The organism is Pseudoalteromonas sp. ATL1 (assembly GCF_058933015.1).
Genome location: NZ_JBZYXL010000002.1, coordinates 976,300 through 991,660, shown reverse-complemented (window position 1 = coordinate 991,660; position 15,361 = coordinate 976,300). Strand labels below are relative to the sequence as shown.

The window sequence follows — 15,361 nt, the reverse complement described above, 5'->3', positions numbered from 1 at the left end:
GCAAAAAGAACAAAAAATAAACTACTTGGATATAATTTTTTAACTTAAAATTAACCAAAACAGTACAATAAAAGTTATAAGTGTTAACAGAGAAGTGATGACTCTAACTAGGTTGAAGGTGTGTTCTGGCTAGGTGTTGTGCAAAATCCACACAAAATTAATGGTTGAATAAGCAGTACAACTTGCTAATATAGCAATAAGTAATTACATATTCTTTTTGGTTATATGTAATGGGTTCCATATAAAGAAAGGTCCTGTCATGTCTGAGCAACCAGTGTTAAGTCAAATATATCTAGATGCTAACGCTACTACACCTGTTTTACCTAAGGCTGCAAAAGCGGCTTTATCTACCATGGAAATCATGTTTGGTAATCCAAGTAGTAGCCACATATGTGGTCTACAAGCTAAGCAGATTATGGATGAAACGCGCAATAAAGCAGTTAAAGTGCTGGGGGCTGGCAAAGGGCAGGTTATTTTTACCAGTGGTGCGACTGAGGGGATCCAAACCGGCATCATCTCCGCTTTGTATAATGCAAAGCAAGGCATGGAGCAGGGCAAGCAATACAGCATTTTGTACGGTGCGACAGAGCACAAAGCGGTGCCAGAATCTCTAAAACACTGGAACAAAGTGTTAGAGGTGAATGCGCAGGTTAAGTCAATTCCTGTTGACGGCAAAGGTGAACTGGACCTGGACTTTATAGCTCGTGAAGTGCCCAATGCCTTGATGATTTGTACTATGGCCGTAAATAACGAGACGGGCGTATATCAAGATTTTAAACAATTAGAGCAAGTTATTCGTGCCAATAACGCAAACGTGTTTTGGATGGTTGACTGCGTGCAAGCCTTGGGAAAACGTGGTTTGCATTTAGCAGATACCAGTATCGACTATGCGCCTTTTAGTGGTCATAAGTTATATGCACCAAAGGGGATTGGCTTTGTCTATATTCGAGAGGGGGCGCCATTTACGCCATTTATTGCAGGTGGCGGCCAAGAGGGGGGACTTCGCTCTGGGACTGAAAATTTGCCCGGCATGGCCGCTTTAAATGTTGTTTTAGATGAACTACTCGATCAGGGAGAAGGGTTATTCGCGCCTGTTGAGCAGTTACATATGTTCCGCTCTCAGTTGGCTTTGGCGCTGAAAAATGCCTTTCCAACGGTGGTGTTTAACCATGACTTTTCAAATAGTGTACCGACCACATTAAATTTCGCGATACCGGGTTTCAGTTCCAAAGAGATCATGGATTTATTTGATGCGGCCAATATCCGTGTTAGCTCAGGTTCTGCCTGTAGCTCGAAAGTGACTCGCAGCTTTGTACTGGACGCGATGGGTTTACCAGCGTGGCAAAGTGAGTCGGCTATTCGTATGTCATTTGGACCGGCAGTCACACAACAACAAATCGATGAAGCTTGCGATCGCATTCACCATTGCGCACAAGCGCTAGGTCATAGCTGTTTACTGAACGCAACGGGCAATATTGATGCAAAGTCGCAATTAAAAGGTTTAGTGCAACTTAAAGTGGGCGGAAGCTGCTCTTGGTTATATGCTGATCCCGTAACTAAACAGGCGCTTATCATTGATCCATTGCCTGAGTTGTCTAATCGCTTGCTCACTATTTTGGAGTGTCAGCAACTACAACTTGTGGGTGCAATTGATACTCATGGCCACGCGGATCATGTTTCGGGTCGAGTTGCACTTGCCGATCAGCACCTGACGGAACAAAGTGCTGACCACCTTGGTTGGCCAAGTCATACAGCCAATATCACGCTAAACAATATGGCTTATGAAGCCATTACAATTGGTGATAAGTACTTATTGTGCATGGCTACGCCAGGCCACACACAAGACAGTATTTCACTGATCTTATGTGATAAACATGCGGCTGATAATGGTGAATTAAAAGTAAGCTATGTTTTTTGTGGAGACTTAGTGTTAATGGGGAGCCTTGGCAGAACCAACTTTGAAAGCAGTGATGCAAATAAAATGTATAACAGCCTACGTCAACTGCATGAACTGGTGTCAGAGCAAAGCTTGTTGTGTCCGAGTCATGATTATCATAATGAATTTGTAACCACGTTTAACGCCGAAGCAAATCGTAATAGTTTGCTGGCGGGGGTTTTATCAGGCTCAGTGGAAGCGGAGCACTTTGTGGCACAAAAAGCGCAGCTCGATACCAACATTAACGATGAAGTGGGTGAAGAGATCATGTGTGGTGCTTTTGTTGGCGGTTGTCATAAAAACCAGCATAAGGAGTACAGTGCGAGTGAGCTAAAATATAAGCTCCAGTCAGAAACGGGCGTAAAACTGATAGATATTCGTGAACCGCATGAGTATGCCTTAAACCATAGCCAAGAGTTTGATATGAACGTGCCTTTAACACGTTTGACGGACTTTATTTGCCAACAGCAACACGACAAATCTCAAGAGCTGATCTTGGTGTGTCGAAGTGGTAGCCGCTCACAAGTTGCAGCACAAGCGCTGACGCGATTGGGGTTTGAGCATGTTGGTCACTTGAAAGGCGGTTATGCACTCGCACAAGGTGCTTAACAGCGAGTAAATAACAGACGAACAGTTGTAAAGGGCCTTTACAGGCCCTTTTAAAGTTAAGATTCGCTCAATAGTCCGCGAATATTTCTCGTAAACTGCTTCTTTGTCGCGAGTAACCCAAATAGTGCGATTAAGCAGCCAATACCAATGCCTTGTGCCAAAAGAGCAACGTATTGAGGTTGGTATTTCATACCCAGCTCGTATTTATAAAAAGCATCCATAGTAAAATAGACACAGCCGATGGCCGTTAGGCTGGGTAATAGTGTCGTGATACACCATTCATAACAGGCTAATTTATATTGCTCTTTGACACTTAATCCGAAGCACAATAACAATCCATTTCTTTTTTTATCCTGTGTCAAATGGCGTTGAATCGCCGCCCAGAATAACAAGGCTGTTAGTATGCCAAGTAGCAGGCTATAGCTGAGTATTGCGCTACTGAGCAATTTTAAATAATGGCGAGTTTGCTTGAGTAATGTGTCAATTGAATGCAGGCGCATGGTGGGGTGTTGTTGCCATAATTGGCCAAGGGTTTGAAACGTGTTCGAGTCGATTTGAGCGCTGCCCATGGCATAAATTGGCGCGGTTGAAACCGGTTGAGGGTGCTGCGCAACAAACCAAAAAGTGATGTTACTTTTGCCTGGTATAAAGCGATGTACGGAATTTATCCTAAATTTGATATTATCGCTCGCCAGTTGCATATGGATATAGTCGCCCAACTTTAAGTTGAGTTCATTGAACACTTCGTCTTCAACTGAAATATTGATCACGCCGTCAGTTGACGCTTCGCTCTGCCATTGCCCTTCGACGAGTGTGTTGTTATCCGGTAGTTGGGCATGCCAATGCAAGCGAACCGCACTTTGCACGATTCGTAACGAGTCACTCACGGGCACATCAGCTTCGCTCAGCGTTTTACTATTAATATGAGTAAGCTGCGCATATTGATAGTTAAAGAGCTCTTTGAGTTCACCGTTGTGTTCAGATAAAAACTGCGTTAAGGCTGTTGCTTGATTTGGATCTGCTTGTGTGATGAGTAAGTTACCCTGCTGACGATACTGAAACTGTTCGAGCATGTTGGTAATGTCTTGATGGATCCTCAGGCTCATTAATAACACGGTTAAGCTAATGCCTAACGCCATCATTTGTGCGGCTTTTAAGTAAATGCGCTTACGCATCAGGTAAAGTGTAAAGCCAAATAATCTCGTTCTATGTTGGCAAAGCCGATGCCCCCCACCAAGCACACATGTACTCAGAGCAAGTAGCAGTACCGAACAAACAGCAAAGCTACCCAATAGCATAGTGGTGAGTGTCCAGTTGTCTGAATAGCAGTAAACGAGCCCAATTAATAAGGTGCTATAGCAAGCACTTTTAAACAGTAAGTTTTTCGGCGTTTGTTGATGTGGTTGCAGTAGGCGAATCGGCTGAACTGAGCATACATCGGTGATACTGGGCAGCGATACGCCCAGATAAATAAGGACACATAACAAGCCCGATTGCAAAAGCGCCGTGGTATTCCAGATCAGGGTAAATTCATTGAAAAATTGTTGGGCAAACTGCTCAAAAAAAAGTGCACAAGCCGCCGCTAAAAGAAATGCGGGCAGCAAACTACACAGTAAGATAGATACACTGGCAATGACGATAACAATTGCTTTATGCCTATCAGGCATGCCATTGGCCATACAAATTGCGATAAAGCGTGTCAGTGGTTGATAGGTTTTTTGATTCGCAAGGTAAAGCGTAATACTGGCCAAAATAATGAGTAAAACGCTCAATAAACCCAGAAACTTTTCAACCCGATTGTACATGGCCGATAGGGGATGATTACCCAGCGCTTTGCTAAATAGTTCGCTGTCAGGAACTGCACTGAGCGCTGACTGTATCGCGTCGATATGCGCTTCGTTATGAGCGAGTAAGTAACGGTACTTTTTTGCTTCCAAATGAATGTTGTTAAAGCTGTCATTGTGCGTCAATGCGCGCATATCGGTGCTATGCCCTTCCATGAGTCTATCAGGCTCGCCGAGCAAATGAGCGGTAAAAGTCAGCGTTGTGGCGCCAATTTGCAGTTGCTCGCCAAGCTTCACATTCAGTGCTGCTGAGAGTCGAGGTTCTAGCCATATTTCATTGGCTTTTGGTGGCGTTAGGGCGGTTTTGCCGACTAAATCATAACTGTTACTGTATGTTAGCTCGCCCTGTACAGGATAATGGTCATCCACGCTTTTTAACTGAATAGACTGAAATTTGCCCTGATGTGTGAGTGTTAATTTATAAAGCCGACTATGGCTAAATTGGGTGGTTAATTTTTTTAACTCGTTCAATTGCGTATCAGGGAGCGTTCTATTTACTTGCACAATAGAATCAGCGCCAAGCAAGGTGCTCAAATTGTGTTGCAAATAACTCGTTGCCCCTTTGCTGACTAAGCTGATAAAGATGAGGTAAAAAAACAGGACGCTTAGGCAAAAACAAGTGAGTAAAGTATTACCCCGCTTAGTTTGTTGCCATACATGTTGTAGTGTAAGCACACTGAGGGCAACGATGTGTTTGAAATTTGAGTTTAGCATAGCGACAGCGTCCCTTTTTCAAGCTGATATTGCTTATCGAGCTGTGCTGCAAGCGTGAGGTTGTGCGTGACGAGTAACAAAGTAGCATTAGCTTGCTTAGCACATTCGCGCATCAAATTGGCGATATCATGGGCGGTTTGTTCATCTAAGTTGCCCGTCGGCTCATCGGCAAAAATGATACTGGGTTCTATCACCAGTGCTCTTGCGATTGCCACTCTTTGTTGTTCACCGCCACTGAGCTTGTTGATGGGTTGATCAAGGCGATGGCCTAATCCCACTCTTTCTAGCCATGCTTTGGCTTTTCGTTGTGCATCTTTGCATGCACGTAGCGTGAGTGGTAAGGCAACATTATTTATGGCATCCAGTTCGGGTAAAAGATGAAACTGTTGAAAAACAAACCCCGTTTTTTGTCGCAAAGTGTGCGCATTGATGCTGCGACCATCTTGTAAGTAACGGATATGACCTTGCTGTGTTTGTTCAAGGCCTGCTAGTAAGGTCAGCAAAGAAGATTTGCCACTGCCTGATGCGCCAGTAATGGCAACTTGCTCGCCACTTTTTACAGATAAAGAGATGTCATCCAGTAAGGTGAGTGCCTCTCCACTTTGTAGCATGATCTGGTGAGAAAGGTTTGAAGCTGTTATGTTGATCCCTTGATTCGGTTGCATGCAATTTGTCTCAGTTGGCTAAAAGTGATGAATAAAGTGCCAACACGGATGTGAAGACAGTGTGAAAAGGCAATTTCACAGGGCCTTCACATTCTTTGCACTAAGATTTGCACAGCACAAACAGAACCATTAGGAAGTACCTATGCCTACAGCTCAGCTAAAAATACTGCTGGTAGAAGACCAGCCAGATATTAGCCGTAATATTGCCGATTATTTTGAAGCAAAAGGGGCTGTGCTCGATTTTGCAAGCCACGGTGAGCAAGGCTTGTCACTGGCTCTCTCGCATTATTATGATTGTATTGTACTTGATTTGATGCTGCCAAAAATGGACGGTTTAGCGGTGTGCAAACAACTCAGAGCGCAAGCCGATAGGCATATTCCAGTACTCATGTTAACAGCCAGAGATACCTTGTCAGATAAGCTGGTGGGTTTTGAGCATGGCGCGGATGATTATTTAACTAAACCCTTTGCGCTCGAAGAGTTGTGGGTGCGTTGTAATGTGTTAACGCAACGACATACCCTCAATACCACACACGTGCTGGAAATAGGTGATATTTGTTTTAATAAACAAACACATCAAGTGACTCGCTCGGGTATTGAAATCGCGTTGCAGCCACTGCCATTAAAAATTTTGCGAACGCTTATGGAAGCGCATCCTAGAGCGATTAGTCGCAGTGAGCTGTGTGACAAAATTTGGGGAGATGAGCCCACCGATTCGGATGCGTTGCGATCACACCTCTATCAGCTTCGCAAAGCCATTGATAAGCCTTTTGCGCATCAGGTGATTAAAACACTTCATGGCGTGGGCTTTGCATTAGATATCCCTTGTGCTCACTCAAAGAGTAAGGGGTAACGATGAAAACAGCTCAATTGCGCAACCGCATCATTTTGTATTTTGTGGGCAGTACGTTACTCACCAGCTTGTTATTTGGCGTCACCAGCTTTTTATTTGCTTACAATATTGAAGATCAGCTTTTTTATGATTTATTGAAAGATGAGGCGGTCTTAGCCGAAATCCAATTAAAAAATAGGCAAACGCCTCAACCCAAATTAACCTTTATCAGCTATGCGGCCGAGCAGTCAGCATTGCCAGCCTCAATAAAACAAAGCTTGCAAGAAGAGCCTGAACGGGGCGAGTTTACTGGTGAAGGTGAGCAGCATTTTCATTTAATGAAATTATCACATGGCTTTTTAATTGCAGAAGTGAGCGATCATTTAGTGGTGCGCAAAATCAAAGAAGGTATGTTTTACTTTCTGCTGATTGTGTTTGCGGTAGCAGCAACCCTTGCCATGGTGATGGGATTTGCGTCTTATAAAATTGCCAAACGCTTACTGAAGCCGCTTGATAATTTAATGGCGATACTCAATAATGCACCGGTTGATAAGCTACCTCAAGGCTTTGCTAAGCATTTCAAAAATGATGAAATCGGCACGTTCGCCAACACTCTTGAAGCGGCACTTGAGCGTATTCGCGCTTTTATTACGCGTGAGCAGAACTTTACTCGCGATGTGTCTCATGAACTCAGAACGCCCGTCACCGTTAGTCAAGGTGCATTGACGCTACTCAAACAAACAACATTGGATGAACAGCAGCAGTCCCTTGTAACGAGAATAGACTCAGCACAACAACAAATTGAGCAAAGTCTGAGTTTGCTCTTAGCACTGGCGAGAGAAGATAGCTTAGGAGATGGTAAGGCCAAACTACTCAGTGCAATTGAGCAAAGTGTGTTACAGCAATATGAGCACCTTGCTGGCAAGCCAATCGATTTAAAAATTGAGGTCGCTAAGGATGCTGAAGTGTCTATCAGTCAAACATCACTACTGATTTTACTCAATAATTTACTGGGTAATGCCTTTAAATACACCGTTGAGGGGGCCATTCATATCAGCTACAAAGCACATACCTTGTGTATTCAAGATACCGGTGTTGGCATAGCACAACACATTCAGCAGCAAGTGTTTGATGCCGGAATTAAGGGCGAGCAAAGCCAAGGCTTAGGGATGGGCTTAAATATTGTTAAGCGTTTATGTGAGCAGCTCGAACTGGGATATACCCTTGCAAGTGATGACAAAGGCACGCGCGTGGAAGTGGTGTTTGCGCAGTGAAGTATCAGACTAGAGGTTATTTGAAGTGTCGAATGGCGGCGAAGGCTTATCCAACCTACCCTTTGACGTAGATAGGCGTAAGCGAAGCGTCATTCGACAGTGATGCGTACCAAAGTGAAAATTTCAATCAGAAGCGCGGGCATCAAAAAATTTAACAAACTTTTTCATACCAGAAACGGACTTTTCGTTCCAATATTCTCCGTTATGCCCATTTAAGGTTAGTTGAGGCATGCCAATTGTTGGATGGCACCTTCGGTTTATCCAACCTACATTTAATCGGAGTAGGTCGGATAAGTGGCGCAGCCACGCCATCCGACAAAAATGATTGATTTACTTAGGAATAGCACAACTTATTGGTCGTTATTTATCCGCTTTGGCAATTTATTTATGTATCGATGATTTTTAGCACTAGATAAGCACTGGTCGAAATGATCGCTATTCCCAGAGTTAACTAAGACATATGGATTAACCAATAGCGCTTAGATTTATAGCTCTCATTTTGTTCCCAATTTTGTTCAGATTTTGTTTTCTCAAGTTCTTTGGCTAATGAAAAAAATCTCTTCGCGTCAACTCTAAGCTCATACAAACATAAAAATACGGTAATAACATAAGACAGCAATGCGATTGATAAAAGCCATTTTTCTGAACATGCCAATGGTGTTTTTTCAGTCCTTGTTAGAGCAAGAAAAAACACACCTGTCGCACCAGAAGATACTGACAATATATACGCTCTAAGTCTATTTCCTGCATCTTTTGCTAATTCATGATATTTTCGAATTTCTTCCATAATCACCTATGTAAAAGCTGTTTAAAGCTAGACTTTGCTAGCAGGCATACTTTGTAAGGTTGGTATCTGACACCCACCGTCCCTCGCTCACGTCAAGTCAAATCTAACCAAACCACATTACCTCATTATCAGCTTTTCAATGTTTGCGGCTAGTTCATCGAGTTCAATGGGTTTTGTTATATAGTCTGTAAAGCCCAGCTCTCTGGCCTTTTCTTTGTCAGATTCCATGGCGTTGGCAGATACGCCGACCACGGGAATATTTTTGGTGCAGTCATCATCTTGAAGGGCTTTGAATACATCGTAGCCAGACATGTCGGGTAAGTTGATATCCAGTAACACCAAATTGGGGAGATATTGTTTGGTTGCGGCGATCCCTGAAGTGCCATCAATGGCTTCATGGTAATCGATATTGTCGATTTTATTTATGAGACGTTTCATCAGTTTGCGATTGGTTGCATTATCTTCGATATACAAAACGTGCAAACGCGTATTTACTTGGGGTTCTACTTCGCGCAGTAGCGGTAACGTAAAAAAGAAAGTAGCGCCTTGCTGCAAGGTGCTAAATGCGCCTACTTCTCCATCCATGGCTTCTACTAACTCTTTAACTATGGTCAAACCGATGCCTATACCCTCTTCGCCAGAATGCTCATCCGATACTCGTTCAAAAGGCGCAAAAATGGTTTTTAACTGCTCTGCACTGATGCCCTTACCAGTATCCGTAATGCTGACTTTAGCGCTGTCTTCTTCTACCGCTATGTCAATTTTGATAGAGCCATTTGGGTGATTATACTGAATGGCATTTTCAATTAAGTTTGTTAGTACTTGCTTTAGTTTTGAGTAGTCAGCGGTTACAAAATATTGAGACTGATAATTAAATTGCACAGTGATGTTTTTGGCTTTCGCTTCTAGTGCAAGTAGCTTAATGGCTTCAGCAATAACGTCATTGAGCGCGACTTCTTCTTTACTGAGGTTTAAGTCGCCACTTTGAATGGCTGTGATCTGCAAAATATCGTTCACCATCGACATGAGATCTTTACCGGCATCCGATATTTCTCTCAGGCTGTCTTGTTGAGACTCGGTGAGCGTTTCATCTTCGAGTATCTGCGTAAAGCCAATGATCGCGTTTAACGGGGTTCTTAATTCATGGCTCATGCGAGATAGAAACTTAGATTTCGCTTCATTGGCTGATTGCGCTTGTTGAGACGCCGCCTCCAACTGGGCTGTACGCTGTTTAACTTGCTCTTCTAGGGTATCTCTGTATTGATTAAGCGCGGTTTCATATTTTTTGCGTTCTGTAATATCACGCACAATACCTGTGAACATTCTTTTATTATCTATGTTCATTTCGCTGATGGCGAGCGACATGGGAAACACAGAACCATCTTTTCTTTGCCCTAACACTTCTCGGCCGGAGCCGATCACTTTTTTAATACCACTGGTGCGATAATTATCTAAATATTGATCATGTTCTTGCTGATAAGGCGAGGGCATCAACATTTTAATATTGTTGCCAACCACTTCTTGCTCTTTATAGCCAAAGATTTTTTCCGCTGCGGGGTTAAAACTATCGACAATGCCTTGCTCATTGATGGTGATGATGCCGTCAATAACGGTTTCAATGATTGCCTTGATCCGAGATACTTGGTCGTTTAATAGTGATTTTTGTTCTTCAAGATCAGAAATATCGCGAACGATCCCGGTAAACATGCGTTCACCATCTACATTCATTTCACTGACGGAGAGTTCCATCGGAAATAAAGCTCCATCAGCCTTTTGGCCAAGCACTTCCCTTCCTGAGCCAATCACTCTTTTTTTACCGGTTGTTAGGTAGTTTTGTAAATAGTCATCATGCTCTTCTTGGTATGGCGCGGGCATCAGCATTTTGACGTTCCTACCGATGACTTGCTTGGCTTGATAGCCAAAAATGCGCTCTGCCGCAGGGTTAAAGGTTTCAACTGTACCGTCTTTATCTATGGTAATGATGCCATCGATGACCGTGTTGATGACCGCAGATAGCCGAGAATACTGAGATTGTAGCTGAGAAGAAAGTTCGTCAAATTTTGCCAGTTCTTTGGCGAGTTGCGATTGATTTGCTCGATATTGCAGCTGTGCATTGTTAATGATAGAAGTCAGCGCACATAAGTCATCAGTGAAATTTTTTTGTGGATGAGCACTGTCTTGCAGAGCAGCAAACCGGCCAATGGCTTGCTTGAGCTTGCCAAAGCGCAGTTTTAAGTACAGTACGACTGCAATGATGTAAATGACAGCTAAGGCTGAGAAAATGAGACTATAGGTGAGTTTTGATACGGGCAACGTTCGGTGTTGTACGTAAAAATAGCACTGTTTTAACTGGTCACATGCTTTCACCGCGCCACTAAGCCAAGCATCCGTTTTTGTGATGAGTGTGGATGCATCTTTTAGGTTTAAAAGTAGCTCAGTGTCTATTAAATCACTGGTATCGATGTCACTTAAATGTGCACTCGCGTTAACAACAGTTGTGCCATTTGAGGCCATCAAATATTCATGAAGATCAACTTGGTGTTCGCGCGCTGATAACCAAGTTGCAAACACCGTTTTTGCATTTTTGGCATCACGCATGAGCGTATTCAATTTGTCGAGTTCACCTTGCATCTGTCGTTTTTGCTCAGTGATATTGGCAGTTGGTGTGACGTTATGTTGATCAGCAAACGAATAAAGCACAGCAAAAAATAGCAATGAGATGAATACAATGACATAAGGGTAAGGTAAAGAGTCAAGCCACTTCATAAATGGACACACGCATTAAATTGATCATATTTTTTCATTTAGTCTCTTTATTTGAGCGCTTATGGCTCGTCTACTGACAGCCTGATAGTAAAAGTACTACCAACGTTTGGTTCACTCTCAACGAGCAACTCTCCATGCATTAAGTGCACGAGCTTTTTGGTTAACGTTAAGCCGATACCCGTTCCTTCGGTTTCTGAGTGCTCAGCACCTAGTCGATTAAACGGCTCGTAAAGTTTGTCGAGATCGTCCACGGCAATGCCTAGACCGGTATCGGTTACTGAAATATCGCAATGTCGCGAACCATTACAAGCCTTTACAATTATTTGGCCATTTTCATTGTTATATTTGATGGCATTGGAAAGTATGTTGAGTAGCACTTGCTTTAAGCGCAGCGGATCACAATGCGCTGAAATGGAGTCTAGTTGCTCAACTTTTAATGTTAACCCGCGTTTTGCGCAGTCTACCTCAACCAGTCTCGTGCATTCTGCGATAATCTTGGTCACATTATTGAGTTTGTTTTCTACTTTGAATTTCCCAGCTTCTACTTTAGATAAATCTAAAATTTCATTAATTAAATTCAGTAAATGGCGGCTGGCTTTAAGTATTTCTCCAACATCCTCGGTGTCTTCTTCGGACAGGCTCTCAGATGATTCGAGTAGTTGCCCAAACCCCAGAATGGCATTTAAAGGCGTACGCAGTTCGTGGCTCATATTGGATAAAAACTCAGATTTTGCGCGGTTTGCTCTGTCGGCTTCTACTTTTGCGTGTACTAAACGCTCTTCATTTTGCATGCGCATGAGTTCGAGTGCGACTCTATCGGCGAAAACAGCCAGCAATGACTTGATATACTCTGAATTGTATAGCTTTGTATCGCTCATTAGGCCGATACAACCGAGTAAATCACCGCCAACAGTCGCTAAAGGAACGGCAATATAGGCTTCAATCTGATTGTCTGCGAGCCAAGGATCATCAGGAAAGCGCGCGGCTACGTTTTCCTCAAAAAAGCATACTCCGCCATTTTGTATTTGCTCGCATGGAGAGCCTTTTAGCTGATATTCTCGCGGTTCTAAAAACTCACCCTCGTGAAAGAATGACAGTGTTTTCGCGTAGCCTTTTTTATTACTCGGCACAGCGATAAAACTACTTGAAGCGCCCGTCGCAAAAGTTAGGCTTTGTGTCGTTTCTGCAAAAAATTCAGTTCCTATGGTTGTTGATGTGCTGATCACCATGGCTTTTAAGGCTTCTTGTAGCATTTTGTTCGCGGTAATATCGGTACGAATTGACACATATTGCGCGGGGTGACCATTTTCTCCAGCCAGCGGCACTATGGTGGAATTAACCCAGTAAATACCACCATTTTTTCGTTTGTTACAAATATCACCTTGCCAAATATTACCATGGGCGATTGTTCGCCAAATATCTTTATAGAAGGCTTCATCATGCATGTCTGATTTGACAACTCTATGATTCTTGCCAATTAGCTCTTCTCGAGCGAAGCCACTTATTTGGCAAAAGTAGTCATTGGCATAAATAATGTCGCCTCGTTTGTCCGTAATACTTACGATTGCATGTGAGTTGATGGCAAGGTGCTCTTTGTCTCGCTCGCGCATTTCTTTTTGCAAGTCGTCTTCCAGTGCTCGTTTTAGCCTATAGCGCCTCGCTCGTACGCTGATAGCACCGCAAAAATGGGCGTGATCAGCAGGTTTCATTAAAAAGTCATCGGCCCCGGTTTTTAATGCATAAAGCTGTGATGCTAAGGTTGAGTCACTGGATAAGAATACGATAGGAATGTCTACAAACCTGGGGTGTTCACGGATTAAAATTGCCAGCTCAGGTCCCATAATTTGAGGCATGTGGAAATCGAGAATAATCACATCCGGATATAAGATGTCTATTTGTTCTAATGCGTGTAAAGGATTTGAAAATTCATACGTTTCAAAACCTTGCTCTTGTAACATCATGCTGTGAAATTGCAGTGAGGCGACACTGTCATCGACCAGTAGCGCCCGATAGGGTTCTGTATCGTTCTTTTCGATTAGCGTACTGAGCAAAGAGGTGATGTAGTTTTCCTGGCAGGGAAGTTGTATATGTCTATCAACCCCCGTTTTTAATAGCTCAAGCCTTTGTTCAACCACCATTATTTCAGCCATTAAGACTAAGGAGTCATTGTCTTGCTGAAGCTTTTTTATGTCATTCACTGTGGTTACGAGTTCAGCGCTGTCGAGTTGTTCATTCCATTTTAAAATGACTAAGGGGATTGAGTGACTCAGTTCATTCGCTTTTATCATGCGCTTCAAGCTTTGAACGCTATCCAAAGCGATTACTTTGTATCCAGAATTGCTCAATAGGTTTGTCAAACGCTTCCTTTCATTGTCGTTGTCATCAATGATTATGGCCTGCCCAAGTGCGCCTCTATTTTCCGTCGGGAAAATGTCAACGCGCATGCTTTTAGGGATCATGGTTTGTTGGGATAGCGTTTTGGTGATGGCACGAACGTTACGTATTAACGTCTCGGCTTTTTCTATACTGGGTGTTTGTTGATAACTCTGCAATCGAGTAATAAAGTTATTTTGAAGCAGGGAACTAGGGTAAATCGCGTCATGTTCTGAATCACAATAGGCGTGTATGCTTTCATAAAGGGCTTGGAGGGTGTCATCTTCAATTTTAGGCAAATTGTCCACATCGACATACAGCTGTGGCTCTAACTTTTCTAACTGACGTATTAGCTTATTTACAGAAAACACGCATTCACCTCCTTTGTTATAGACGATTGGCTATCTTGCAAACAGAGTTCGGACAACAATCCTTCATCATGATCAGTCCTGATAATGGCTTTTTATTGCGATAATTTGTTCAAGGTTTTCAACAAATGTGTCGACCAGTTGAGGATCAAAATGTGTCCCACAATTAGCTTTAATATACTCAACGGCTTCTGTGTCGCTCCAAGCGTGTTTATAGGGGCGCTCAGACGTAAGTGCATCAAACACATCTGCGAGTGCCGCAATTCGGCCTTCTATAGGAATATCCGTGCCTTTTAAGCCTAAAGGGTACCCAGTACCATCCCATTTTTCATGATGGGTAAGTGCAATATTCCGCGCCATACGCACGAGGTTGGATTCATCACCTTCTAAAAGCAGCCCACCTATCGTGGCGTGTTCTTTCATTACAGTCCATTCATCCGGCGTCAGTTTGCCAGGCTTTAACAATACGGCATCAGGGATCCCTATTTTGCCAATATCATGCATGGGGCTGGCATTGAGAATAAGATCGACCTCGTGTTCATCCCACCCCAATTGCTGTGCCAGTAGCTTGCAAATGTGGCTCATTCTTAAAATGTGGTTACCCGTATCTTCATCTTTGTATTCAGCGGCCATGCCGAGCCTTTGTACAACGCTTAAACGTGTATCATGAAGTTCTTTAGTTCTAGCTAGTACCATTTGCTCAAGTACTTGAGCTTGGTCGTTGATTAACTTGTGTGCCAAATGTGCTTCAAGCAGGTTTCTCACTCGCATCAACAACTCGTTTTTCTCAAATGGTTTAGTTATGTAGTCTCGAGCGCCTTTTTCTAAAGCTTTGACTGTGCTTTCACTGCCATGTTGGGCAGAGATAATAATAATAGGGGCGATCAGCGTATCTTTTAGTGCAAACAGGGCGTCCATCACATCAAAGCCATCCATATGTGGCATATTAATATCAAGTAAAACGAGATCGGGGTTAATTGCTTGATAGGTTTCTACAGACAAACGAGCGTCAGACAATAGATGGACGTTTTGGTAACCTTTAGATGTGAGCAGCCTTTTAAGTAATTTAAGGTTGGTAGGGTTATCATCTATTGCCAATATGACAGAGGCTTCTCTCATCTTTTTCACAATATCAATGCCTATTTATGCTCATATTCCCAGTGCTAATATGACGCTTAATTTCATATTAGAAC

Annotated in this window: 9 protein-coding genes; 3 read left to right on the top strand and 6 right to left on the bottom strand. The window is 43.0% G+C overall.

Annotated elements, in window-relative coordinates:
• The first annotated feature begins 259 nt into the window (after positions 1 to 259).
• Positions 260 to 2,545 (top strand): aminotransferase class V-fold PLP-dependent enzyme, encoded by a 2,286-nt coding sequence (locus tag AC5FX4_RS22330; protein WP_493608614.1) that lies wholly within the window; start codon positions 260 to 262, stop codon positions 2,543 to 2,545.
• Positions 2,546 to 2,601: 56 nt separating this feature from the next.
• Here AC5FX4_RS22330 and AC5FX4_RS22325 read toward each other — a convergent pair whose 3' ends face one another.
• Positions 2,602 to 5,103, bottom strand: coding sequence for an ABC transporter permease (locus AC5FX4_RS22325; RefSeq protein ID WP_493608613.1), 2,502 nt, complete (start codon positions 5,101 to 5,103; stop codon positions 2,602 to 2,604).
• Positions 5,097 to 5,768 (bottom strand): ABC transporter ATP-binding protein, encoded by a 672-nt coding sequence (locus AC5FX4_RS22320; protein ID WP_493608612.1) that lies wholly within the window; start codon positions 5,766 to 5,768, stop codon positions 5,097 to 5,099. Before AC5FX4_RS22320 ends, AC5FX4_RS22325 begins: the two co-directional genes overlap by 7 nt.
• 142 nt (positions 5,769 to 5,910) lie before the next feature.
• Between AC5FX4_RS22320 and AC5FX4_RS22315 the strand changes: the two genes are divergently transcribed.
• The gene (locus tag AC5FX4_RS22315) at positions 5,911 to 6,621 is read left to right on the top strand and encodes a response regulator transcription factor (RefSeq protein WP_493608611.1); all 711 of its coding nucleotides are present in this window, start codon (positions 5,911 to 5,913) and stop codon (positions 6,619 to 6,621) included.
• 2 nt (positions 6,622 to 6,623) lie between these two features.
• Positions 6,624 to 7,874: a sensor histidine kinase gene (locus AC5FX4_RS22310; RefSeq protein WP_493608610.1), complete on the top strand. Its 1,251-nt coding sequence runs from the start codon at positions 6,624 to 6,626 to the stop codon at positions 7,872 to 7,874.
• Between the two features lie 451 nt (positions 7,875 to 8,325).
• Here AC5FX4_RS22310 and AC5FX4_RS22305 read toward each other — a convergent pair whose 3' ends face one another.
• The 4 genes from AC5FX4_RS22305 to AC5FX4_RS22290 all read right to left on the bottom strand — a co-directional run bounded on the left by AC5FX4_RS22305 (position 8,326) and on the right by AC5FX4_RS22290 (position 15,287).
• Entirely contained in the window at positions 8,326 to 8,661 is a 336-nt protein-coding gene (locus AC5FX4_RS22305) for a hypothetical protein (RefSeq protein WP_493608609.1), read from the bottom strand.
• 117 nt (positions 8,662 to 8,778) lie between these two features.
• Positions 8,779 to 11,427 carry a hybrid sensor histidine kinase/response regulator gene (locus AC5FX4_RS22300; RefSeq protein WP_493608608.1) on the bottom strand — a complete coding sequence of 883 codons (2,649 nt, stop codon included), beginning with the start codon at positions 11,425 to 11,427 and terminating at the stop codon, positions 8,779 to 8,781.
• A gap of 59 nt (positions 11,428 to 11,486) precedes the next feature.
• Positions 11,487 to 14,171: an ATP-binding protein gene (locus AC5FX4_RS22295; RefSeq protein WP_493608607.1), complete on the bottom strand. Its 2,685-nt coding sequence runs from the start codon at positions 14,169 to 14,171 to the stop codon at positions 11,487 to 11,489.
• A 72-nt stretch (positions 14,172 to 14,243) separates the two neighbouring features.
• A complete protein-coding gene (locus AC5FX4_RS22290) occupies positions 14,244 to 15,287 on the bottom strand; it encodes an HD domain-containing phosphohydrolase (protein WP_493608776.1) in 1,044 nt (347 codons plus the stop codon).
• Positions 15,288 to 15,361: the final 74 nt, after the last annotated feature.

Excerpts from the sequence above, each read along its gene's own strand:
- AC5FX4_RS22310 (WP_493608610.1), top strand. The coding sequence starts at position 6,624 with ATGAAAACAGCTCAATTGCGCAACCGCATCATTTTGTATTTTGTGGGC.
- AC5FX4_RS22320 (WP_493608612.1), bottom strand. The coding sequence starts at position 5,768 with ATGCAACCGAATCAAGGGATCAACATAACAGCTTCAAACCTTTCTCAC.
- AC5FX4_RS22325 (WP_493608613.1), bottom strand. The coding sequence starts at position 5,103 with ATGCTAAACTCAAATTTCAAACACATCGTTGCCCTCAGTGTGCTTACA.
- AC5FX4_RS22305 (WP_493608609.1), bottom strand. The coding sequence starts at position 8,661 with ATGGAAGAAATTCGAAAATATCATGAATTAGCAAAAGATGCAGGAAAT.
- AC5FX4_RS22290 (WP_493608776.1), bottom strand. The coding sequence starts at position 15,287 with ATGAGAGAAGCCTCTGTCATATTGGCAATAGATGATAACCCTACCAAC.
- AC5FX4_RS22330 (WP_493608614.1), top strand. The coding sequence starts at position 260 with ATGTCTGAGCAACCAGTGTTAAGTCAAATATATCTAGATGCTAACGCT.
- AC5FX4_RS22300 (WP_493608608.1), bottom strand. The coding sequence starts at position 11,427 with ATGAAGTGGCTTGACTCTTTACCTTACCCTTATGTCATTGTATTCATC.
- AC5FX4_RS22315 (WP_493608611.1), top strand. The coding sequence starts at position 5,911 with ATGCCTACAGCTCAGCTAAAAATACTGCTGGTAGAAGACCAGCCAGAT.